Origin of the sequence: Nonomuraea sp. NPDC005983, assembly GCF_040614375.1 — a bacterium.
In the GTDB taxonomy this organism is placed as follows: Bacteria; Actinomycetota; Actinomycetes; order Streptosporangiales; family Streptosporangiaceae; genus Nonomuraea.
The window spans coordinates 82,447-105,016 of the sequence record NZ_JBEXUP010000001.1; the positions used below are offsets into that span (position 1 = coordinate 82,447).

21 protein-coding genes are annotated in these 22,570 nt (G+C 70.9%); 4 read left to right on the forward strand and 17 right to left on the reverse strand.

All coding sequences use genetic code 11. From position 1 onward, the window contains the following. Window positions 1–5: 5 nt before the first annotated feature. Window positions 6–1,898, reverse strand: a complete 1,893-nt coding sequence (locus ABZ297_RS00385) for a nitrate- and nitrite sensing domain-containing protein (RefSeq protein ID WP_355337058.1) — start codon at window positions 1,896–1,898, stop codon at window positions 6–8. A 227-nt stretch (window positions 1,899–2,125) separates the two neighbouring features. Here ABZ297_RS00385 and ABZ297_RS00390 point away from each other — a divergent pair, with 227 nt between their 5' ends. Continuing rightward, window positions 2,126–2,653, forward strand: a complete 528-nt coding sequence (locus tag ABZ297_RS00390) for a DUF6886 family protein (RefSeq protein ID WP_355337060.1) — start codon at window positions 2,126–2,128, stop codon at window positions 2,651–2,653. Here ABZ297_RS00390 and ABZ297_RS00395 read toward each other — a convergent pair. From ABZ297_RS00395 to ABZ297_RS00460, 14 genes are all read right to left on the reverse strand, one after another. After that, window positions 2,619–3,590: a 2-dehydropantoate 2-reductase N-terminal domain-containing protein gene (locus tag ABZ297_RS00395; protein ID WP_355337062.1), complete on the reverse strand. Its 972-nt coding sequence runs from the start codon at window positions 3,588–3,590 to the stop codon at window positions 2,619–2,621. The two genes, ABZ297_RS00390 and ABZ297_RS00395, sit on opposite strands and share 35 nt — an antisense overlap. Before the next feature lie 19 nt (window positions 3,591–3,609). After that, complete coding sequence (locus ABZ297_RS00400; RefSeq protein WP_355337064.1) at window positions 3,610–4,326, reverse strand: glycosyltransferase family 2 protein; 717 nt, start codon at window positions 4,324–4,326, stop codon at window positions 3,610–3,612. A gap of 156 nt (window positions 4,327–4,482) precedes the next feature. Beyond that, window positions 4,483–5,046: an AAA family ATPase gene (locus ABZ297_RS00405; protein WP_355337066.1), complete on the reverse strand. Its 564-nt coding sequence runs from the start codon at window positions 5,044–5,046 to the stop codon at window positions 4,483–4,485. Between the two features lie 31 nt (window positions 5,047–5,077). Continuing rightward, on the reverse strand, window positions 5,078–6,703 hold the full coding sequence (gene lysS / locus ABZ297_RS00410; RefSeq protein WP_355337068.1) for a lysine--tRNA ligase: 1,626 nt from the start codon (window positions 6,701–6,703) through the stop codon (window positions 5,078–5,080). 65 nt (window positions 6,704–6,768) lie between these two features. Next, window positions 6,769–7,326, reverse strand: coding sequence for an OsmC family protein (locus tag ABZ297_RS00415; protein ID WP_355337070.1), 558 nt, complete (start codon window positions 7,324–7,326; stop codon window positions 6,769–6,771). Window positions 7,327–7,335: 9 nt separating this feature from the next. Further along, on the reverse strand, window positions 7,336–7,962 hold the full coding sequence (locus ABZ297_RS00420) for a VOC family protein (protein WP_355337072.1): 627 nt from the start codon (window positions 7,960–7,962) through the stop codon (window positions 7,336–7,338). After that, a complete protein-coding gene (locus tag ABZ297_RS00425) occupies window positions 7,959–8,549 on the reverse strand; it encodes an alkylhydroperoxidase domain protein (protein ID WP_355337073.1) in 591 nt (196 codons plus the stop codon). The genes ABZ297_RS00420 and ABZ297_RS00425 overlap by 4 nt, the downstream gene beginning before the upstream one ends. Beyond that, a complete protein-coding gene (locus tag ABZ297_RS00430; RefSeq protein WP_355337075.1) occupies window positions 8,546–9,142 on the reverse strand; it encodes a CMD domain protein in 597 nt (198 codons plus the stop codon). The genes ABZ297_RS00425 and ABZ297_RS00430 overlap by 4 nt, the downstream gene beginning before the upstream one ends. Further along, window positions 9,139–10,140 carry a putative FMN-dependent luciferase-like monooxygenase gene (locus ABZ297_RS00435; protein ID WP_355337077.1) on the reverse strand — a complete coding sequence of 334 codons (1,002 nt, stop codon included), beginning with the start codon at window positions 10,138–10,140 and terminating at the stop codon, window positions 9,139–9,141. Before ABZ297_RS00435 ends, ABZ297_RS00430 begins: the two co-directional genes overlap by 4 nt. Continuing rightward, window positions 10,137–11,696: an ABC transporter ATP-binding protein gene (locus tag ABZ297_RS00440; protein ID WP_355337079.1), complete on the reverse strand. Its 1,560-nt coding sequence runs from the start codon at window positions 11,694–11,696 to the stop codon at window positions 10,137–10,139. The genes ABZ297_RS00435 and ABZ297_RS00440 overlap by 4 nt, the downstream gene beginning before the upstream one ends. After that, on the reverse strand, window positions 11,693–12,472 hold the full coding sequence (locus ABZ297_RS00445) for an ABC transporter permease (RefSeq protein WP_355337081.1): 780 nt from the start codon (window positions 12,470–12,472) through the stop codon (window positions 11,693–11,695). Before ABZ297_RS00445 ends, ABZ297_RS00440 begins: the two co-directional genes overlap by 4 nt. Further along, window positions 12,469–13,401, reverse strand: a complete 933-nt coding sequence (locus ABZ297_RS00450) for an ABC transporter permease (RefSeq protein WP_355337083.1) — start codon at window positions 13,399–13,401, stop codon at window positions 12,469–12,471. The genes ABZ297_RS00445 and ABZ297_RS00450 overlap by 4 nt, the downstream gene beginning before the upstream one ends. Next, the gene (locus ABZ297_RS00455) at window positions 13,398–15,026 is read right to left on the reverse strand and encodes a TIGR04028 family ABC transporter substrate-binding protein (RefSeq protein WP_355337085.1); all 1,629 of its coding nucleotides are present in this window, start codon (window positions 15,024–15,026) and stop codon (window positions 13,398–13,400) included. Before ABZ297_RS00455 ends, ABZ297_RS00450 begins: the two co-directional genes overlap by 4 nt. A 111-nt stretch (window positions 15,027–15,137) precedes the next feature. Beyond that, window positions 15,138–15,644, reverse strand: a complete 507-nt coding sequence (locus ABZ297_RS00460; protein WP_355337087.1) for a DinB family protein — start codon at window positions 15,642–15,644, stop codon at window positions 15,138–15,140. A gap of 94 nt (window positions 15,645–15,738) precedes the next feature. Between ABZ297_RS00460 and ABZ297_RS00465 the strand changes: the two genes are divergently transcribed. After that, window positions 15,739–16,695 carry a hypothetical protein gene (locus ABZ297_RS00465; RefSeq protein ID WP_355337089.1) on the forward strand — a complete coding sequence of 319 codons (957 nt, stop codon included), beginning with the start codon at window positions 15,739–15,741 and terminating at the stop codon, window positions 16,693–16,695. 7 nt (window positions 16,696–16,702) lie between these two features. Here ABZ297_RS00465 and ABZ297_RS00470 read toward each other — a convergent pair whose 3' ends face one another. After that, entirely contained in the window at window positions 16,703–17,146 is a 444-nt protein-coding gene (locus ABZ297_RS00470; protein ID WP_355337091.1) for a hypothetical protein, read from the reverse strand. Between the two features lie 239 nt (window positions 17,147–17,385). Next, window positions 17,386–19,899 (reverse strand): collagenase, encoded by a 2,514-nt coding sequence (locus ABZ297_RS00475; protein WP_355337093.1) that lies wholly within the window; start codon window positions 19,897–19,899, stop codon window positions 17,386–17,388. 154 nt (window positions 19,900–20,053) lie between these two features. Here ABZ297_RS00475 and ABZ297_RS00480 point away from each other — a divergent pair, with 154 nt between their 5' ends. Together ABZ297_RS00480 and ABZ297_RS00485 are read left to right on the forward strand one after the other, a co-directional pair. Beyond that, on the forward strand, window positions 20,054–21,010 hold the full coding sequence (locus ABZ297_RS00480; protein ID WP_355337095.1) for a LysR family transcriptional regulator: 957 nt from the start codon (window positions 20,054–20,056) through the stop codon (window positions 21,008–21,010). A 116-nt stretch (window positions 21,011–21,126) separates the two neighbouring features. Further along, a complete protein-coding gene (locus ABZ297_RS00485; protein WP_355337097.1) occupies window positions 21,127–22,536 on the forward strand; it encodes a hypothetical protein in 1,410 nt (469 codons plus the stop codon). Window positions 22,537–22,570 lie beyond the last annotated feature (34 nt).

The window sequence follows — 22,570 nt, forward strand, 5'->3', positions numbered from 1 at the left end:
CGGGGTCAGTGGGCGAGGGCGGGCTGGTCCGACAGGATGGCGGACGGCAGCATCACGCTCGCCGTCAGCCCCCCGTACGGCGAGGGCGCGAGCCTGACCCGGATGCCCTGCCTGGCGGCGAGCCTGCTGACCACGAACAGGCCGAGCCGGTCGCTCTGCGCCAGGTCGAACTCCGGCATCTCGGCCAGCCGGGCGTTGAGCTCGTCGAGTTCGGGCCGGGGCAGGCCGAGCCCGCGGTCCTCGATCTCCACGGTGAGGCCGTGCGGGGTCTGCGTGGTTCGCAGGTCCACCCTGGTCTTGGGTGGTGAGAAGAGTGTGGCGTTCTCGATCAGCTCGGCCATCAGGTGCGCGACGTCGGCGACCGCGGCGCCCGTCAGCGACAGGGGCGGCGTCTGCAGCACCTCCACCCGCTGGTACTCCTCCACTTCGGCGACGGCGGCGCGCAGCACGTCCACGATGGGCACCGGGTTGCGCCAGCCGCGGCCCGGCGCCTGGTCCGACAGGATGATCAGACTCTCGGCGTGCCGGCGCATGCGGGTGGTGAGGTGGTCGAGCTTGAACAGGTCGTCCAGCGCATCGGGCTCCTCGGTCTGCCGTTCCATGCTGTCGAGCTGGAGCAGCTGGCGGTGCAGGAGCGACTGGTTGCGCCGGGCCAGGTTGACGAAGACCTGGTTGACGCCGTGCCTCAGCTTCGCCTGGCTCACGGCCGCGTCCACAGCCGTGGACTGGACGGTGTTGAACGCCTGCACGATGTCCGCGACCTCGGCGGTCTCGGCCTTCACCGTGAGCGGCGCCAGCTCCACGGGCCCCGTGGGGTTGCCGCGCAGCCGCTGGACGAGCCCCGCCAGCCGCACCTCGGCCAGTTCGGTGGCGGCGTCGCGAAGGCCGGCGAGCTCGCGTACGAGCCTCCGGCGGAAGCGGAAGGAGAGCATGAGTGAGGCGGCCACGGCGAGCAGCCCGGCGCCGCCCGCCACACCGATCTTGACGAGGATGCCGTTGGCGGCGGGCGTGACCCGGCGGACGATCTCCTGGACGGCCTTGAACTGGTTGAGGTCGACGACCGTCCACAGGTTGTTCGCGTCGATGGGCCAGGTGGCCGCCGTGGCGGGCAGCCCGTTCAGGACGGCCTGGCCTCTGATCGCGTCCTCGGCCTCCTCGAACTCGCGGTAGACGGGCGAGCCGACGAGCTTCTGGTACGGCCCGCGCAGCCCGGCGTCGAGGTGGGAGAGCGCCTGCGTGTAGAGCAGGCGCCGGGTGGCGACCATGCCGGTGAACGCCTCGCGCTCGCCCTTGATCACCCTGCCTCTGGACAGGACCACCGCGATGACCGACTGCTCGCGCGACAGGATGTCCTTGGCCTCACCGAGGGCGGAGACCGCTCGCGCCTGCCGGTAGAGCGCCATGTCGGGGACGAGGATCATCGTGTCGTGCATGCGGAAGGACGCGTCCACGATCTCGCTGAAGCCGTCGATCACGGAGAGCGGGGTCGAGGTGCGGCCGTCGACCTGTCGCCGGATCTTGGGGAGCCGGTCGAGCCGGTCGTTCAGCTGGGTGAGCTGGGCGGCCATCTCGGGCGAGATGTCCGGCTGATCGCGCGCCAGCTTACGGAAGGTCCCGATCGTGGAGTCGGTGAGGGCGCGCTGCTTTGCCAGGCTTCCGGCGCTCCGCTTGCCGATCATGAACTCGACCGAGGCCAGCCGCTCGGTCTGGAGGTGCACGTTCATCTGTTCGGACGGGTTCGCCAGGTTCCTGACCAGCTCGTTGATCTGGAGCAGGCGCAGCCCGTCACCGCCGGTGAGTACGGCCGCGAACACCCAGAGGCCGACGAGCGAGAGCAGTGGCACGGTCAGCAGGATGAGGAGCTTCAACGCGATGGGACGGCCACGCGTGGGGGGCATGCGACCTCCGGGGCAAGGTGAGAGCGCCTCGCAGATTACACCCCTCAATGCGGAGATTCGGGTGGTTCACGCCTTGGCGCGAGGACACGCCCGCCCTCGCGCCGTTACGCCAGTGCCCGGCGTCCTCGACGCCACCGACCACGAGCCGGTCGGTGGGCGCGGCCGGATATGGCGGAACCCCTTGTTTCGTCGGGCTTTCCGGCACGGCATCGATCATCATGGCCAGCATGAGACCCGACCCTGGACAGGTACTGCACTTCTCCGAGGACCCGACCATCGAGCGGTTCGTCCCGCACGTCGCGCCGACCTCCGTACGATCCGAGCCGTACGTGTGGGCGGTCGGCTGGGACCGCTGCCCCGACTACTGGTTCCCGCGCGCCTGCCCCCGCGTGATGGCCTGGCGTGGGCCGCGCACCACCGACTCCGACGCCGAGCGCATCATCGGCGCGGGCTGCGGCGAGCGGGTGCACGCCATCGAGTACAGCTGGCTGAAGGCGCTCATGGAGGTTCGCCTGTACGCCTACAGGCTGCCCGCCGACGACTTCGCGCCGATCGGAGACCCGCCGCACGCGCTCGTCTCGCAGGTGCCCGTGGAGCCGCTCGGCCCGCCCGAGCCGGTCGAGGACCTCGTCGGGCTGCACGAGCGGGCCGGGATCCAGCTGCGGCTGCTCGACACTCTCTGGCCGTTCTGGTTGGAGGTGACGTCGAGCACGCTGGAGTTCAGCGGGATACGGCTGCGGAACGCTCGTCGATGAGCGCCACCAGCTCCTGCACGGGCATCGAGCCCGGCGGCAGCTTCTGCTTGGCGTACCTGTCGGCCTCGCGCTGGAGGACGTCGTTCACCGGGGTGGGGATGCCGAGCCGGCGGCCGAGCAGCGCGATCTCGCCGTTGAGGTAGTCGGCCTCGATGGAGCCGCTGCCCTTGGCCAGGCTCTGCCAGGACGAGCCGCCGCCGCGGGCGAGCCCCTCGATCGGGCGCAGGTCCACCCGGTTGCCGCGCAGTTCCTGCTCCTCCTGCTGGGTCGGGAAGTCGATGCCCGCCTCCTTCAGCACGGCGGCGCCCTCGGCCCTGACCTGTTCCGCGACCGCCTGCGCGCCCGGCTGGCGGGAGCAGAGCGCGTCGATCGCGTTGCCGAGGTTGCCGAGCAGCTTGGCGTACTTCCAGCGCATCACGTCGGGGCTGGCCAGGGCGACGAACCGGCTCTTGGTGAGGTCGGTGACGATCTGCTGGGCGACGTCGTCCACACCCTGTGGATAGCGTCCGACGTGCAGCATGCCGGAGTGCGGGTAGCCGTACGCCGCCACCACGCCCGGCTCCAGGTGCTCGGCGGGCAGCCAGACGCACATGCCGTAAACCCGATCGAATCTCCGCAGCACGGTCCGCTCGTTGTCCACGCCGTTCTGCGCGCACACCACCGGCAGGTGCCTGGGCCACGGGTCGAGCGCGGCGACGGTGTCCTGCGACTTGGTCGCGACGATCAGCACGTCGTCGTCGCGTGCCGGGATGGGGCCGTCAGCTGTCTCGACGTCGAGGGCCTCGGCCGAGTCGGGGGTGATGAACCGCAGGCCGCCGCTCTTCAGCGCCTCGTAGTGGGCGCCTCGGGCGACCAGCACCACCTCGTGGCCGCCCTGGAAGAGCCGGGCCCCGATCGTTCCGCCGACGGCTCCCGCTCCGATGACGATGTAACGCATGGTCCGAGAATGTCATCGTTTACTTGGCGAGCGCCACCTGGGTCTGAGGGGTGGCCGTCCCGCGTACCCGCTCGCGCAGGATCGTCTTCAGCACCCGCCAGCCGTCGCGGACGGCGTGCAGGTTGCTCTCACCGTGGATGCGGGAGCGCTCGTGGCTGGGCACCTCGCGGATGACCAGCCCGGCCTGCGCGGCGCGGACGTTCATCAGCGTCTCGATCTCGAAACCGTCGCAGTCGAGGTCCATCGCGTCGAGGTGGCGCGCCCAGAAGGCGTTGTAGCCGTAGCACAGGTCGGTGTAGCCGGTGCCGTACAGCAGGTTGGTCAGGCCGGTCAGCGCCTTGTTGCCGAAGGAGCGCAGCGGGCTGAGGTCGTCGGAGCCGCCGCCGGGGGCGTACCTGGAGCCCTTGGCGAAGTCGGCGCCGTCGAGCAGCGCCTGCACGAACGCGCCGATCTCGCGGCCGTCGGTGGACCCGTCGGCGTCGATCATGACGATGATGTCGCCGCGCGCCGCTTCGAAGCCCTCGATCAGCGCGTTTCCCTTGCCTCGCCGGGTCTGCGTGACGACGCGCAGGCCCGGACGCAGCCGCCTTGCGACGGCTACGGTCTCGTCGTTGGAGTTGCCGTCGACGAGGACGACCTCGTCGATCCAGTCGGGCAGCGTGGCGAACACGTGAGGCAGGTTGTCGGCCTCGTTCATCGCTGGGACGACGACGGTGACGCTGGCAGAGTGCTTCATGTGAGTAAAGTGCGCCAGCTCACATGCAGGTCGCTTGACTGTGCCTTGCATAGATCGCGAACCTATGTGTGCTATGGGTGCCCCACCAGGGCGTGTTCACCGTCCTGTGACCTGGGGTCTCGGCCGGGCGCGCCGGTTCTGCGCTGCCCGGTTTTGTTACCTTGACTTGTTTTGCGAAATGTGCGCCTCTTGCGCGGCAAGATACTCGGCCTCCGCGGCTCTGGAAAGGATCTCGTCCACTGTCTCCTCCGGTGTCTGCCCGGACGTGTCCAGCCAGAGGCCGATGCGCGGGGTGTCGCGCCTGAGCACCTCGTCGAGCTGGGCCACCGTCCAGTCGCCGTAGCCCGACTTGGGACGCTGCCGCTCGCGCTGCTCCACGGTGGCGGCGTCGGGGGCGAGCACCACCACCAGCAGCGGGCGGCTGCGCACCAGCCGCACGAACAGGTCGAGGTCGGGGCCGAGCACGACGTCCTGGATGATCGGCGTGAAGCCCGCCTCGAAGTACAGGTCGGCGGCCGAGGCCGCGATCCGGTACCGCAGGTGGAGCTGGGCGACTCCCTCGGGCACGCCAGGCTCCATGGGGACGGCCCCGTTCACCACCATCCGCCGGAAGGTGTCGCCGCGGACGTGCGCCGAGCGCGGCAGCCGCTCCGCCAGCGCCTGCGCGACCGTGGACTTGCCCGAGGCCATGATCCCGGTGACCAGGACGGCGGCCCTCACCCGCGGACCTTCCTGGCCCGTATGGCGCCGCTCACCCGCCGACCAGCTTCCTGACCCGGTCGGCGCCTACAGCGAGTAGCAGCGTCGGCAGCCGTGGGCCGGTGTTGCGGCCGATCAGGAGCGTGTACAGGAGCGCGAAGAAGGCCCGTTGCGCCGCCTTCAGTTCGGGCGTGGCCTTGGCGTCGGCGTCGAGGCCCGCCTGGAGCTTCGGCACGCCGTACACCAGCGTGGTCAGCCCGTCGAGCGACCAGTGCTCGTCGAGCCCGCCGGCCAGCAGGCGCAGCGCCTGTCTGTCGGTCTCGCCCAGTGAGTCGAGCAGCTCGGTGTCGGGGTTGTCGCGGACGCGGGTGCGCTGGTCGGCGGGCAGCTGCGTGTCGACCCAGCGCTGCGCCCTGTCGAGCCGGGGGCGCGCCTCGTCGAGCGCGGTGAGCCCGTCGGCGTCGCGCAGGATCCGCAGGGTCTGCTCCTCGTCGCCGGTCGTGATGTCGACGATCGAGGCGAGAGTCCGGTACGGCACCGGCCGCGGGGTCTCCGGCAGCGGCCCGGCGGACGTCCGCACCGCGCGGTCGTACGCGAACGACTCGGCGGGCTGCGCGGCCCCGGACGCCACCTTGCGCCCCACCGCGTCCCACTCGTCGTAGAGCCGCTGGATCTCCTGGTCGAAAGCGATCTTGAAGGACTGGGACGGCTTACGCCGCGCGTACAGCCAGCGCAGCACCGGAGCTTCCATGATCTCCAGCGCCTCCGACGGGATCGGCACACCACCCTTGGAGCTGCTCATCTTGGACATGCCGGTGATGCCGACGAACGCGTACATCGGCCCGATCGGCTGCCGGCCGCCGAACACGTCGGCCACGATCTGCTCGCCGACGATCCACGCGGAGCCCGGCGAGTGGTGGTCGACCCCCGACGGCTCGAACAGCACGCCCTCGTACGCCCAGCGCATCGGCCAGTCGACCTTCCACACCAGCTTGCCCCGGTCGTGCTCGGCCAGCCTGACCGTCTCGCCGAACCCGCAGGCACAGGTGTAGGCCAGCTCGGTGCTGTCGTCGTCGTAGGCGGTGACCGTGGTCAGGTCGCGCTCGCACAGCTCGCAGTAAGGCCGGTACGGGAAGTACTCGGCGGACTCCTCCTTGCTCTCCGCCGCCTCCTTGGTGCGGTAGCGGGCGAGGACGGCGTCGATGCGCCGCCGCTCGCGCATGGCCAGCAGGATCTGCTCCCGGTACACGCCGGAGGTGTACTGCTCGGTCTGGCTGATGCCGGTGTACTCGACGCCCAGCTCGGCCAGCGCGTCGATCAGCGGCGCCTTGAAGTGCTCGGCCCAGCTGCCGTACGGGCTGCCGGGAGGGGCGGGCACGGAGGTGAGCGGTTTGCCGACGTGCTCGGACCACGACGGGTCGATGCCCGCGGGCACCCGGCGGAAGCGGTCGTAGTCGTCCCAGGAGAGCAGGTGCACGCAGTCGAGCCCGCGCCGCCTGATCTCGTCGGCCACCAGGTGCGGGGTCATGACCTCGCGCAGGTTGCCGAGGTGGATCGGCCCCGACGGGCTCAGCCCTGAGGCGCAGACGATCGGTTTGCCGGGCGCGCGACGCTCCGCCTCGGAGATCACCTCGTCAGCGAACCTGGAGACCCAGTCGGTCTCGGCACTGTCAGCCATCGCGCCATTCTTGCGGCTCGGCCGCGTTCAGGCCAACGCAATCGGCCTCGGGCGGGCGCCGCGGGTCATGACGGCCGCCCTTCCAGGCCGGCGGCCACGGGGTGGCCGCCGCCGACCCGGACGATCGACCCGCTGATCTCCTGCGGGGAGCGGATCAGGTTCAGGATCGGGCAGACCCGCTCGACCTCGGCGTGCAGCCTGGCCAGCTCCTCGTCGGAGGCGGGCGAGTCGAGCAGCACCTCGTAGCGGAAGTTCTGCGGGTACACCGGGACGCCGGTCTCGCCGGGCTGCTGGGCGCGCGGGTCGTACTCGGCCCGGACGTCCACCTCCAGCGAGTCGACCGGCACCTCCAGCTCGGCCGCCTTGATCAGGAAGATGTGCGTGACGCAGCTGCCCAGCACGCCCGCCTGCAGCTCGGGCGAGCCGGGGCCGAGGTCGTACCCGGCGAAGTCGGGGGCGCTGTCGCTGATGATCTGGAAGTCCCTGATCCGGATGCGCCGGACGCCGCTTCGACCCTCGGCCGTGACGTGGGCGTGCAGCGGCACCGGGCCGCCGCCGGGCGCCTCGCGCCTGGCCAGCAGGGCCGCGCGCTTGTGCGACAGGTACTCGCGAAGGGTGCTCATGGATTCTCCTCAGCGCAGGGTGACGGTGCCGAGCGGGGTCTCCAGCTCGGCGCGCAGCTCGGTCTCGGCCCCTTCCGCGACGTCCAGCTCGACGCCGAGCGCCGCCAGGTCGCGCCGCAGCGCGGCGGGGTCGGGGTGGGACGCGGACAGCGAGCTCAGGCCCAGCCGCGGCAGGCCGGAGGCGGCGGGATGGGCGGTGGCTCCCCAGTCGATGAGGAACGGCACCGGCCGGACCGTCGCGGGGTCCTCGCGCCGGGTGAGCCGCCATTCCAGCAGCGTCCCGGCGGGGGTGCGCCGCGACAGCGGGGCCACGTCGCCCGGGTCGTAGCCGCGCTCACGGGCCCGCCGCACCGACGCGTCGAGGTCGTCAGGGTGGACGGCCCACGCGGCCAGGCGCGGCTCCGTGAGCGTCTCCAGCCCGAAGGCGCGGGGACGGGTGCCAGGGGCCGCCGCGGGGTCCGGCCCGATGATCTCCAGGTACGCCGTCGGGCCGAAGCCGACGAGGTAGTTGGCGGTGCCGCCGGGATGCCTGCCCCCGGCGACCGGGGTGACGCCGGTGCGCCGGGCGAACTCGGCCACCCCGGCCTCCAGGTCGGGCACCGCGTAGACGAGATGGTCGAGCTGCGGGTCGGTCACTTGGACGCCTTTCCTGCTGTCGGTTCTGTCGGTTCTGTCGGCTCCCCGAGCGAGAGCATGAGCCGGTTGGCCCAGTTGAAGAACGCGGCGGCGTGCAGCGTGTCGCTGATCGCCAGATCGTCCAGCCCGGCGGCGCGCAGCGCCTCGATGTGCGCCTCGCCCAGCTGGCCGGGCGTCGCCGCCAGCGCCACCGAGGCGTCGACGACGGCCTGCCACCGTCCGTCCTGGGGCGCGTCGACGCCCTCGTCGAGCAGCCGCCGCACGTCGTCGGGGCGCTTGGAGTAGTGGGAGGCGAACCTGGCGTGCACCGACGCGCAGAAGACGCACCCGTTGCGGCGCGAGGTCGCCGTCGCCGCCAGCTCGCGCTCCGCGCGCGGCAGCCCGCCCTTGGCGTTGTAGAAGATGTCGTTGTCGGTCTTGGTCCGCGCGTGCAGGATCTGCGGGTCGCGGGCGAGCAGCAGGAAGTACGGCGAGCCGGCGCGGGCCCTGTCGACCAGCGCCTCCCAGTGCTCGTCGGTCAGCTCGTGCTCGGCCAGCGGCTCCAGCCACGGTGCCCAGCCGAGCTGCTCCTGGGTGAAGCCGGTCATGACGGTGATCCCTTCTGGGCGGCGCCGAGCAGCCGCAGCCCGGCGACCACCCGTACCTGGAAGCTGAGGAAGGCGACGAGCTGGGAGAGCGTCACGATGCCCGTGGTGCTCCAGCCCGCCTCCGCGAGCGCCCGCAGCGCCTGGCGGCCGGCCTCGCGCGGGCGGAACACGAGCAGGTGCGCGTGCTCGAACGCGGCGGCGAGCCGCCCGCCGAGCGTGTCCGGGTCGCCGGGACGGTAGCGCAGGCCCTCGTCGCTCTCGGCGGCCAGCGGCCCGTCCGCCGGGTAGGTGCCGTAGGGGCCCGTCGTGCTGCCGGCTGCGATCTCCGCCTCGACGGCCTTGAGCAGCCCCGGCGCGAGCTCGGCGAGCCGGTCGGCGTAGAAGGCGGCCGCCACGGCGTCGCCGTGCAGCCCGGCCACGAACGCCGCGACCGCGTCGCGTTCGACGAGGGTGACCTCGTCCTCGGAGTCGGGGGCGAACAGCGCGTCGAAGCTGCGCTGGGCGTGCTCGCGGGCGTCCGGACGCTCGTCGCGCAGCCGGTCGAGGTGCGAGCCGGGGGAGATCCCGGCCAGGCGGTCGATGACGTCGGTCACGTGGTGCTCAATTCGGTGGAGGGGACCCAGCCGAGCGCGGGCGCGACCTCGGTCGCGAGCAGCTCGATCGAGCGCAGGATGAGAGGGTGCGGCGGGTCGACCGAGTGCACCTGGAAGACCAGGTCGGTCACCCGGTCGAGGGTGGGGTCGGCGAGCAGGCTCTCGACGACGTCCTGCGGCGTGCCGAGGTGCACGTCGAACGCGGTGATGCGCTGGTCGAGGCCGCTGTCGGGCAGCTCGAACGGCAGCCGTCCGCGGCCCAGGCCCAGCTCGGCGTGGCGCAGCGCGTCGGCCCTGCTGTCGGCCACGAACGCGGTGCGCGAGGCCATGATCCGCGGCGTGGCTCCCGAGGGCAGGTTGTCGTAGTACGCGTCCACGATGGGCCGCTGGATGTCGGCCAGCGTCGCCTGCGGGTCGTCCGCCGGGCGCGGCTGGGTGCGCGACAGCATCAGCCCGTTGCCCGCCCGGCCCGCGCGGGCGCCGCCGCCGGCCGAGAAGGTGGCCTCCCAGACCGCGTCGAGCAGGCGCGGCGCGGCCGGGTAGAGCCGGTTGCCGCCGCCCAGGTCCCGTCCGGACCAGGCGTCGAGGAGGGTCGCGAGGTGCTCGGCGTAGATCTGCGAGCGGCGCGCGCTGTCGTGGCCGAACGCGGCGAACGACGCGGGCGTGCCGCCGCTGCCGACGCCCACCTCCAGGCGGCCGCCGGTCAGCAGGTCGAGCACGGCGGTGTCCTCCGCCACCCGTACCGGGTGTTCGAGAGGCAGCGTGATGATGCCGGTGCCGAGCCGGATGCGGCTCGTCCGGGCCGCCACGTGGGCGAGGAAGACCAGCGGCGCGGGCAGCCCGCCCTCCTCGCCGTCGAAGTGGTGCTGGGCCACCCAGGCCGTGTCGAACCCGGCGTCCTCGGCGTGCTGGATCTGCTCGGCGGCGAGCCGGTATCTCTCGCCCGCGGGAACGTCGTCGAGCAGCCTGGTGAAGAACCCGAGCCGGCGGCGGGTCATCGCACCGGCTCCGGGATGGCGGCGAGCAGCTCGCGGGTGTACTCGTGGCGCGGGTCGGTGAAGACCTGCTGGGTGGTTCCGAATTCCACTATGCGTCCCTTTTTCATGACGGATACGGTGTGCGAGATCTGCCGCACCACGGCGAGATCGTGCGAGATGAACAGGTAGGTCAGGCCGAGGTCGCGCTGGAGCTCCTCCAGCAGGTCGAGGATCTGCGCCTGCACGGTCACGTCGAGCGCCGAGACCGCCTCGTCGAGCACCACCACCTCGGGGCCCACGGCCAGCGCGCGGGCGATCGCCACCCGCTGCCGCTGGCCGCCGGACAGCTCGCGCGGCCTGCGGCCGAGCACGTCCGGTGGCAGCGCGACCCGCTCGACGAGCTCCCTGACCCGGGCGCGGCGGGTGTCCCCGTCGCCCAGGCGGAAGTTACGCAGCGGCTCCTCCACGATCTGCGCGATCGACTGCCGAGGGTCGAGCGAGCCGTACGGGTCCTGGTAGACGAGCTGGACGTGACGGCGGAACTCGCGGTCGGCCCCCGCCCCGGCGACGGTCACCGTTCCCCGGGTCGGTCGGGCGAAACGGGCGACCATGCGGGCCGTGGTCGTCTTGCCGGACCCCGACTCGCCGACGAGCGCGTGCGTGCTGCCGCGCCGCACCTCGAAGGAGACGCCGTCAACGGCGCGGAAGGGCCGCCTGCCTACGCGGAACTCCTTGACCAGGTCGCGGGCGACGATCACGGGTTCGGTGTCCGGCGGTGTGCGGAACTCGCGGGCCGTGAGGGCGGGGGCGTCGTCCAGGAGGCGCCTGGTGTAGGCGGCGGCGGGTGCCGCCAGGACCTCGCGGGTGCCGCCCTGCTCCTCGACGCCGCCGTCGCGCATCACGACCAGCCGGTCGGAGCGGCCGGCGGCCACGCCCAGGTCGTGCGTGACGAGGAGCACCGCCGTCCCGAACTCCGCGCGCAGGTCGTCGACGAGGTCCAGGATGCGCCGCTGGACGGTGACGTCCAGCGCGCTGGTCGGCTCGTCGGCGATGACCAGCTCGGGTTCGAGCGCGATCGCGATGGCGATGAGCACCCGCTGCCGCATCCCGCCCGACAGCTCGTGCGGGTACTGGCGGGCGCGCACCTCGGGGTCGGGCAGCCCGACGCGGGCCAGCAGGTCCAGGACGCGCCGCGCGATCGTCCGCCGGTCACCGCGCCGGTGGATGCGCAGCACCTCGCCGATCTGCGCGCCGACCGTCTTGACCGGGTCCAGCGAGTTGGACGGGTCCTGGGGGATCAGCCCGATCCTGGCGCCACGCACCGACTCCATACGGCGGGAGGACCAGGTCGCGATGTCGGTGCCGCCGAGCAGGATCCGGCCCCGGTCGATCGTCCCGTTGGACGGCAACAGGCCGATGAGGGCGTGCGCGGTGGTCGTCTTGCCCGAGCCGGACTCGCCGACGACCGCCACCACCTCGCCCGGCTCGAGGGCGAAGGAGATGCCCTCGACCGCCCGCCTCCCGCCGTACGGCCCCCTGTACGAGACCGTGAGGTCGTCCACCTCCAGCAGGCTCATGCCCGCTCCCTTCCGATCGAGCGGCTGATGCGGCTGGCGGCGAGTACGACCGCCACCACCACGGTCCCCGGCAGCGTGGTCAGCCACCAGGACGTGGCCAGGTAGTTGCGGCCCTCTGAGATCAGCAGCCCCCACTCGGGGGTGGGCGGCTCCGCGCCGTACCCGAGGAAGCCGAGCGTGGAGATGGCCAGGATGGCCACGCCGAACTGGAGGGCGGCCAGCGCGATCACCGGGCCGAGCGAGTTGGGCAGCACGTGCCTCCACAGCACGGCCGGGAACCGTCCGCCGCTGCCGAACGCCGCCTCCACGTAGTCGGCCTGCCGCACCCGGACGACCTCGGCACGGGACAGCCGGGCGAACGCCGCCACGGAGCCGATGCCCACCGCGATCGCCACGTTGACCGTGCCGGGGCCGAGCAGGATGATCACGGTCAGCGCCAGCAGCAGGGCGGGGACTGACAGCAGCACGTCCACCACGCGCATGACGGCCTCGTCCAGCAGGCCGCCCGCCGCGCCCGCCAGCAGCCCGAGCAGCGTGCCGACCAGCAGCCCCACGGCGACCGCGACGAACGCCCCGGTCAGCGAGTGCACCGAGCCGTGCACGACCCTGGCGAACAGGTCGCGGCCGACCGCGTCGGTGCCGAACAGGTGCTCGGCGCTGGGCGGCTGGAGCTTCTCGGCCGGGACGCCCGCGATCGGGTCGTACCCGGTGAAGACGCCGGGGACGGCGGCCCAGAGCACCACGACGGCGATCACGATCCAGGACAGGACTCTCACGCCGCCGCCTTCAGCCGTGGGTCAAGGAGCGGGAACAGCACGTCCACGACCAGGTTGACGAGGACGAACACGGTGGTGGCGAGCACCACGACGGCCAGCATCACCGGCGTGTCCTGGGCGTTGACGGCCTGCTCCGTCAGCCGTCCGATGCCGTTGCGGCCGAAGACCGTCTCGGTGACGACCGAGCCCGCGATCAGCTCGCCGAACGTCAGCCCGGCGACGGTCAGCGTCGGCAGCAGCGCGTTGCGCGCCACGTGCCGCCACAGGATCCACCAGCGTGACGCCCCCTTGGCCGCGACCACCGGCACGAACGGCTGGGTGTAGACCTCGTCGATGCCGCGGGCCAGCACCTGCGCGATCGGCGCGGAGATCGGCACGGCCAGGGTCAGCACGGGCAGGATGAGCTGCTGCGTCGCGCTCCCGCCGATGACCGGCACGAGCTTGAGCCGGAACGAGAAGACCTGGATGAGCAGGATGCCGAGCCAGAACGCCGGAACCGAGATGAACAGCGACGGCACCGACAGCAGCGCTCCGCGCAGCCAGGACGTGCGGCTGTACCCGGCCGCGAGCGCGATGACCACCGCGATCAGCACGGCGAGCAGGAAGGCGGCGGAGGCCAGCTTGGCCGTCTCGGGCAGCGCCTCGGCCAGCCGCTCGACCACCGGGGTGCCGGTGTCGATGGAGTAGCCGAAGCCGCCGTTCAGGAAGCCGAGCAGGGTGTGCAGGTAGCCGGCGACGGGCGACAGGCCGCCGCCGTAGTACGCCCGGATGTCCGCGATCTGCTGCGGCGACAGGCCCAGCTCCGGGTTCTGGAACTTGATCAGGATGGAGTCGCCTGGCAGCAGCTGGAGGAGCACGTAGCTGGCGGTGAAGGCGACCCAGAGCACCAGGGCCGCCTGCCCGACCCGCCGCAGCAGGTAGCCGGTCACCGCTTCGACAGCCAGACCGAGTAGAACGACGGCCTGGCCACCGCCTCGAAGGCGACGCCGTGCACGTACGGCGCGGCTCCGTACACCTGGGGCTCCTCGAACAGCGGGATCGCGTAGCCCTGGTCGACCACGTACCGCTCGATCTCGCCGACCTTGGCGTTGCGCTCGGCGTTGTCGGGTTCGGCGGACTCCTCCTCCAGCAGCGTGTCGAGCTTCTTGTCGGTGGAGAGGATGACGTCGCGGTTCTTGCTGTGGAAGTGGCTCTTGATCACGTCCTGGTCGGCGCGGCCGACCATGCTGTGGGCGACGGCGGTCTTCTCGGCGTTCTTGATGTCCACCGCCTGGGTGCCCGAGTCGGCCGGTCTGATCTCCAGCTTCACGCCGATCTTGGCCCACTGCTGGGCGACGAGTTCCAGGGTCTGCTTCGACAGCGGTTGCGGCCCGGCGACGAAGACGCCGAGCTGGAGCTTCCTGCCGTCCTTCTCGCGGACGCCGTCGCTGCCGCGCACCCATCCGGCCTTGTCGAGCAGCGCGTTCGCGGTGCCGGGGTCGTAGGCGAGCTCCTTGGACAGGTCCACGTAGCCCTGGGCGAGGTGGCTGAGCACGGAGGTGGCGACCGGGTAGCTCGCCGTGAACAGGGTGTCGACGACCTCCTTGGCGTTCGTGCCCGCCTGGAGCGCCTTGCGGACGTCGAGGTCGCGCAGGATGCTGTTGCCGGGGCGGAGGTAGAGGCCGTTGTTCACGCCTCTGGTCGGCTCGGCGTAGATGGTGAAGCCGGCGTCCTTCACCGTCTTCTCGTCGTAGGCCTGGACGTACCGCACGAAGTCGGCCTGGCCGGAGGTGAGCGCTCCCACGCGCACGTTGTCCTCGGGCGTCACGATGATCTTGATCTTGTCGAGGTACGCCCTGCCCTGGTGCTGCGACGACGGCGGAGCCCAGTCGTAGTCCTTGCGGGCGGCCAGGTCGATCTCCTCGTCGACGACCTGCTTCTCCACCGTGAACGGACCCGAGCCGATCACGTTCTTCAGCTGGCACTGCTCCTCGTACGGCAGCGAGATCGTCTTCTTCGACACCAGCCCCGCGCCGATGACCGAGGTGCCCTGGAGGAAGCCGGGCGACGGCTTGTCGAAGAAGAACCTGACGGTGTGGGGGTCGACGACCTCGCTGCGCTCGTAGTTGTTGACGAACTCGGCCGGGGGGAGCTTGAGCGCGGTGTCGCCCTTGCCGTACACGTCGAAGTTGGCGGCCACGGCCGCGGCGTCGAGCGGGCTGCCGTCGCTGAACGTCACGCCCTCGCGCAGGTGGAAGGTGTACTCGGTGGCGTTCTTGGCGATCTCCCACTTGGTGGCGATCCACGGCTGGATCTCCAGCGTCTTCGGGTCCTGCCAGGTGAGCTTGTCGGTGAGCTGGTTGAGCAGGCCGCCGTTCGGATAGAAGCCGGCCGCGGGCAGGTAGAGGCAGGTCGGCGGCTGGTGTTCGAGGTAGGTCAGGGTGCCGCCGTGAACCGGTTGGCCCGCCGCCTGCGCCGTGCCCGACGGTCCGCCGCCACAGGCGCCGAGGAGCCCCACGACGGCGAGCGCGGCGAGGCTCGCTCCCAGCTTGGACCGCGGTCTGGGTGAAGACATGGGGGTAGCCCTTCGTGAACAGTCGTCCCGTTGCTCGGAACCCACTATAACCTACCTAAAAAGTAGGATTAGTGGGAAGAAGGACGAACCGCGCGGCCCTGGGCCGGTCGGCTACTCGCCCGTCACACCGTCGATGCGCTCACGCAGCAGGTCGGCCTGGCCGTTGTGCCGGGCGTACTCCTGGATCAGGTGGACGAGGATCCGGCGGTGGGAGACGTCCTGACCGTCGCGCTGCCGCTTGGCCATGGCATCCAGCGGCAGCTCGGCCGAGATCTTCCGGGCCCGCTCCATCTCGTCCTGCCAGGTGGTGAACGCCTCCTCGACCGAGGCCGTGCCGGCCTCCTCGAAGTCCGCGTCAGGGCTGGTCTCCTTGCCGTACAGCAGAGGGATGTCCTCGTCGGCGATGTTCCGCCGGAACCAGGCCCGCTCCACGTGCGCCATGTGCCGGACCAGCCCGAGCAACGACAGGTTCGACGGCGGCACGGCACGCTCCCGCAGCTGCTCGTCGGACAGCCCGGCGCACTTGACGGCGAGGGTCGCTCGATGCCATTCGAGCCAGCTGTTCAGGACGGTGCGTTCGTCGCCACTGAAAACGGGGGGCATGCGGTCATCGGTCATGGGCGGCAACGTACCGCCTGACCAGGAGCCGCTCTTGATGAGGGCCACGGCATTTCCTACATTGAGGTGGTCCGGCGCGAGCGGGGAGACAGCTATGGCGGCATCACCTCGTGCCCTCCTGATCAGCGGTCACCTGGTCGACGCCCCCGGCAGGCCCGCCGAGCGCTTCCCACAGCGGCTCGCCTCCCGCGTCCGCGACGAGATGAGCGCCGTCTTCGACGAGTGGGCGATCGGCCAGGGAACCACGGTGATCACTGGAGGCGCGCGCGGCGCCGACATCATCGGCGCGGAGCAGGCCGTCCTCCGGGGCGCCCACCCCGTCCTCTGCCTCGCCCTGCCCGTCCAGGAGCTGGAAGGGCGGTCGGTCGAGCTGCCCGGCACCGACTGGCTGGACCGCTTCCACCGTCTGCTCCCGCGCGCCGACGTCCGCGTGCTGCCCGGCCGGGCAGTCGCCGGCGACGAGGTGTTCGCGCGGGCCAACCAGTGGATGGTCGAGACGGCCCACGATCTCGACCCCGACCCCTTCGCGCTCGTCGTCTGGGACGGAAAGGAGGGAGACGGCCCTCTCGTGATCGGCTGGCTGGAGCCGGTGCTGGCATCGCCGAGCGTCCACCTGTGGATTCCGCCCCTCCACCACGGCGACCCCACCTGCGACGGCGTCATCCTGCAGACGTTCTCCGACCCCCTCGGCACCCGCTTCAGCGGAGGCGTCACCGCGTTGCTGCCCCGCCAGTTGGAGGCCCGCCTCCGCTCCCGCAGCCTGGCCCTCGCCCGGCTGCTCCAGTCGCTCGGCTACGTCGGCCGATGCTCTCTGGACTTCATCCTCGTCGGCGACCACCTCGACGACGCGGCGATGCTGTGCGTCGACTGCAACGCCCGCTGGGGCGGCGCCGTCTCGACGTCGCCGCCCTGGCCGACTCACCCCAGCAGGCACTGGGACGCCTCCGCAACGACATCCCCGCACTGCTGGACAAGGCCCTGCGGTAGCAGGCGACGAGGCGCAGCCCGGCGTGGGGCTGCGCCTCGTCGCCACGGGCCGGCTCGGCCCTAGCGGACGATCAGCGCTCGGCGGAGCAGCCGACCACCCTGATGGCGTGCTTGTTCTTCACGGCGAAGCGCTCGGCATCCCCCTTGTGCCGGAAGCTGAGCTTGTGCGGGACGCCCTCCTCGTCGCGGATGTTGAGCTTCCGCATCTCGCCGTGCTCATCGCGAATACGGACGTGCCACTTGCCGCCGTCGCGGTTCTTGGTGGGGCCTGCCAGGCACGCCACCTTCTTGGGCAGCCGGCACGCGCCGGGATCGGTGCTCGCCGGGATGACCTGCCAGCCCTCACCCTCGAGCCCGTCGACGGGCTTGGCGCAGTCGAGGACGGGCACGGGCTGACCGGTGGAGATGACCAGGGGGCCGTCCGGATGATCTGCCGCGAAGGCCGGAGCGGACATCGCGGCGGTGCCCCCGAAGGCCGCCGCCGCGACGATGGCGGCGCAAAGCGCGCGTCTCATGTGGTTCCTCTTTCCGAGTGAGCGGGCATTGACGACCGGCCGGTCATGAAGAAGCTTGCCGGGAGAGGTGTTAATTCCGTGTCATACCGGTCGCAACGGGTGGCCGCCCGCGCCAAGCTTGCCCAGCCCGACGAACGCCCCGATGGTGGAAGCGGCCCCACCAGTCCGAGTCGTCGGTGGGCTCGATGAAGGGAGAGGCCGGGACCGGCCACGCCGGTCCCGGCACACTCGGTAATGCGTCAGTACTCGGTCTTGAGGGTCACGCCGGCAAAGCCCGCGGCGCCGTAGAGGCTGATGTAGACGTAGCCGGCGGGTGGGTCGGCGACGGTCAGGGTCTCGGTGTTGCCGGACGACGCGGAACGCTGGGCGTAGGCGGTGGTGGTGGCCCAGCCCGTCTGGTTGTAGTACAGATCGGCGTTGCCGGTGCCGCCAGAGGCGGTGATGGTCAGGCTGGAGACTCCGGCGGGCAGGTAGATGTACAGGTAGGCGTAGTCGCCCTGGCCGGCTGACAGGTTGCTGCGCTTGCAGTTGCGGTCGAGCTGCCGGGTGTCGGCGCCGGTGCACTCGGGCGTGGAGCCGCCACCGGCGGAGACCGTGACCTGTCGCGTGGCGGTTCCGGTGGCGCCCTTGTCGTCGGTGACGGTGAGCTTGACCGTGTACGTCCCCTGAGCCGCGTAGGTGTGCGACGGGTCGGCCGCGGTCGAAGAGGCGCCGTCACCGAAGTCCCAGCGCCGTCCCGCGACGGTGCCGTCGGGGTCGGTGGAGGTGTCGCTGAAGGTGGCGCTCAGCCCGGTGGTCGTCACGGTGAACGACGCCGACGGAGCCTGGTTGCCACCACCTCCGCCTGCACACGCCCCGGCTGCGCAATCGGCCAGCCAGGTGTACCAGTCGGAGTCGTAGCGACTTCCGACGGAGCCGGTCAGGAACGACCTCGCGGTGCTCCAGGCGCCCGTCCGGTAGGACCCGAGGACGGTCGCCACGTCTGCCGGGTGCCGCTCGAACAGGTACCGCACCGCCAGGTAACCCCAGCGGTAGATCCGCGTGGTGTCGTGGGAGTAGGTGGTGTCCCACAGCGTGCTGAGCGCGTAGGTGCGCCTGCCCGCCTCGGTGATCGCCGCGTCGTAGGTCTCCTTACGGTAGGAGTAGGAGACGTACTCGGCGAAGCCCTCGATCCACCAGATGGTCGGCGTGCTGACACCGGCGTTGAAGTCGCCGTACATGTCGAAGCGGCCGTCGAGGTAGTGGGTGTACTCGTGGTTGAGGTTCCAGATCTGGAAGTCGGGGCGCAGCCACTCGGCCTCGTAGGCGATGAAGCGCGGCTGGTTCCCGGCGGTGGCGGGGTCGCCCTCGAGGTACATGCCGCCGTTGTTGGTGTCGATGCCGAACATGACGCCCGCGTACGTCTGGTAGTCCGCGCTGGAGTCGAAGACCACCACCTCGAGCGTCGTGTTGTTGTCGTTCGCGACGGGGCCGCCGTCCTGGACCAGGTTGTGGAAGAACGCGTCCTGACCGGCGAGGCTGGAACACGTGCCGGACAGTTGCCCGGCGGTCATGTCCTGCGCCCGGATCCTGATGCTCGAACTGCAGGTGTGGGAGATCGGGAGGACGCTCGAGGCCAGCCGCTGCTGCAGGTCGCAGGTGTCGTAGTAGGCGCAGTCGGCCTTGTCGTAGGAGTCGGTCATCTCCGCGACGCCGACCCACAGCGGCGCCGTCGGGCCGGTGATGGAACTGCGGCCCAGCAGGTCCTTGGCCTGCGGGCGGACCGTCGCGAGCAGGGCGGAGTGCTGCAGGAAGCGACCGAGCTCACGGCCCGCGTTCGAGGTCAGGTAGGCGCGGTCGGTGCCGAGGAGCGCCAGGTGATTGACGGCGAAAGACCTCAGCGTGGTCAGCACGCCGGTGTCGGACTGGACCGCACTGACGAACGCGGGCACCTGATGACCGCGGAACAGGACGGTGTAGACGTTGTTGACGGCGTTGAGCATCCACCACGAGGCGTCGTAGGAGCTGTTGTAGCCGTCGAGCAGGCGCCTGACGACGTAGAGGTAGCGCGCGTTCTGCTCGGCGCTGTCGATCAGGGTGACGGCCTCGGCCAGGACCTCGCCGTTGGCGTCGCTGACCGCCCAGGCGCGGGAGGCGGCGAAGAAGGCGTCCAGCCCCGACTGGATCGCCGTGGTGAGGGCCGGGCCGTAGGCGCCGACGTCGGTCGGGTGGTACCACTGCACGTAGTAACCGGCGCGCAGGTAGAGCACCAGTTGCGCGGTGGCGGTGGTGTTGTCTCCGGGGTAGGTGGCGGAGTTGTCACGCAGGGCGTAGGCGACGGTGGCCATCTGCGCCTCGCGGAAGGCGCTGTGGGCGTCGCCGCCGGTCAGGTTGAACAGCGTGTTGACGCAGTCGGTGGTGCTGGCCTTGATCTGCTGCACCAGCGCGCTTCCCGTCCGGCTGGTGAAGTCGGCGACGTTGCAGGACGCCGCCGCCTTGGTCTGCGCCCTGGCAGAGGGCCGGGGATGTTCCGGCGCCTTGGCCGGCTCGTCGTAGTCCCTCCGCAGGGCGTCCGTGGCGGCTGCGCGCGGGGGGCGCTCGGCCGTGTCCAGCCGTGACTTGCTGACGTGCGGCGCACCGTCGTGGGCGGTGGCGGAGGGGACTGACGGTGGTGGCTCGGCTTCCGCGTACGCGGGTGCCGAGGCGAGGGACTGGACGACGACGCAGGCGGCTAACAGCGCTAACAGGCGTCGGCGTGACGTGATCGTGCGCACGAGGACCTCCGGGGGGTGTACGCATGAATGTGAGGCCGACTATGAGTGTGAGGTCGGTCAGCGCTCTGTAGTCATCAGGCGATCCATAAATCTCATGGATGACCATGCGGTGAAGCTATGGAGTCAAACGTGTGCAATGTCACATAATTTTTTTGTGGACCTCGACCTGAGACATCTCCGCATGATCTGCGCGATAGCCGAGACCGGCAGTGTCACCAAGGCGGCAGCGCGCTTGGGGTTGTCCCAGCCGGCGATCACCAACCAGTTGCACCAACTCGAGGAGTGGGTGGGGGGCAACCTCTTCGTCCGGACCCGGACGGGCGCCCAGCCCACTCCGCTGGGACAACAGGTCATCACCCGCGCCCGGATCGTGCTCCACGAGGTCGACGCGCTCGTCGACGACCTCCGCAGGGCGACCTCACCGTCAGCCACGCTCAGCCTCGGCTGTAACCACCTGGCCTGCGTCGCCAGCGTCGTCAACCGGGTCAGCGAACTGCTTCCCGACCGAACCGTCTGTCTGCGGATAGAGCCGTCGACCGCGCAACTCGCCGATGCTCTGACCCACGGCTGGCTCGACGCGGCGCTCATGGGCATGATCGAAGGAGCGGAGATCGCGCTGCGTGCCCCCGTCGTCATGCGCACGCTGATCCCGCGGCATCCGATCTTCGTGGCGCTGTCGGCGGCGCATCCACTCGCGCAACGGACGACGGTGCGGCTCGAAGAGCTGGAGCATGAGCGATGGATCAGCCCGCCAGGTGCCGACGACGGGTCGCTCGCGGCACTCCGCGCATCCTGCCGCGCGGCGGGCTTCGAACCGGACATCCGCTACGACGCGCCGAGCGGAGCGGGCCGGCCGCTCGTCGCCGCAGGACACGGTGTCCGGCTCGTGGACCCGACGTGGCCTCCGCCGGAGGGCACGGTGGCGCTGCCGCTGGCGGGCGAACCCCAGGTGGCGCGCCTCGTCATGGCCTGGCGCAGGGACCGCCTGAGCGCGGACGTCGCCGCAGCGATCTATCGCGGGTTCGCAAGAGCCTTCCAGGACCATGTGGCCGACAATCCGACATTCAGCCAATGGTGGGACGCCCATCCGGAATCCCATCCGGTCTTCTGACCTCGGGCTGACCGGTGGAGACGATCAGGGAGTCGGGATTCACCTCTTCGTCGCCAGGGCACCATGGCCATGAGTAGTCGATTGACTACATGAAGTGGCCAAGGTGGAGGGCTTGCATGCATACGCAGGAGGCGAGCGAGACGGGCCGGCGCGGCGCCGGGACAGCGTCGTCGCAGGCGGTCGGCGGAGACGTCCCGCTCGTGGATCCGGCGCGGCGCCTCGGCGACGCCTCGGCGGCCGCCCTGGCGCTCGCGCCGGAGGTCGGGCGGGCATGGCAGCAGGTCCGCGAGCGCGTCGTGGCCGAATCCCTGATGCAGGTAGCCCAGCCTGGCGAGGAACGCAGGCCGTTCCCCGTGCTGCCGATGCTGGCCGCGCTGCACCCCGAGGCCGAGCCCGAGCTGCGCCGCCGGGTCACGGGCGTGGTCGGCTGCCTGGAGCAGCTGGTGCGGCGGTATCCGGCCGACGCCGAGCTGCAGGACTTCTTGGCGGTTCCGCCACTCCTGCACCGCTGGATCATGGAAGAGCCCGGCGAGCGGGAGCTGACCATCGACTACTGCCGGCTGGACCTGCTGGGCAGCGACCTGGGCGACGTGCGCGTACTCGAGTTCAATCCCAGCAGCCCGGGCGGGGTGATCTCGTCGGGAATGCTCAATCGGTTCTGGCGCGAGTCCTCGCTCGGCCCGGTCCTGGCCGACTGGGCGGCGCCCCCGGCCCCCTTCGAACGCCACGACTGGTTCGCCCGCTGGCTGCTGGAGTACGGCCGCGAGCGCGGCGTGCCCGACAACGGGCACCCGATCGGGCTCTACCACGCCAGTAAAAGCACCAGATTCGAGCTGGACCAGGTCCAGCGCCAGCTGTCCGGCTGCGGGCGCGAGGCCGTGCTGATGCGGCCGTGCGAGGTCGGTCGTGCCGACGGCGTGCGGCTGGGCTACTTCAAGTTCATCCCCATCGAGCTGGACGAGGTGCCGCAGTGGGATCGGTTCTGCGCCCGCCTCGTCGAGGGCGCCATCGTGGTGCCCAACCGGCTGGGAGCGCGCTGGGTGGCGGAGAACAAGCTGTGCCTGGCAGCGCTGTCCGATCCTCGGTTCCGCCGTCTCTTCCACGGCTCCGACGCGGCTCATCTCGACACCTTGGTCCCCTACAGCCGCAAGCTGGGTGACGGCGTCGACGAGGCGGAGGTGATCAGGCGGCGGGAGGAGCTGGTGTTGAAGGCGCCCTACAGCTTCCACGGCAAGGACGTGCACATCGGCGGCGAGCACGACCAGCGCTCATGGGAGCGCGTGGTGAGCGCGCCCGGCCATCAGGGCTGGCTGGTCCAGGAGCGTCTGCGGGCCGGAGTGCTGAACGCCGGCGACGGCACCCCCTACCTGCACGATCTGGTCGTGCCGGTGCTCGGCGGGCGGGTCATCGGCTACTCCTCACGGGCGAACACCGGCCCGCTGCTCAACGGCGCCCAAGGTGGCGGCGCGTACGCCCTGTTCAGCCCGCATCCACTGGACGACGCGGCCCAGTCGGGCGGTGGGTGAGCCGCGGTGGCCCTCGGGCCCGCTGCCATGCTCG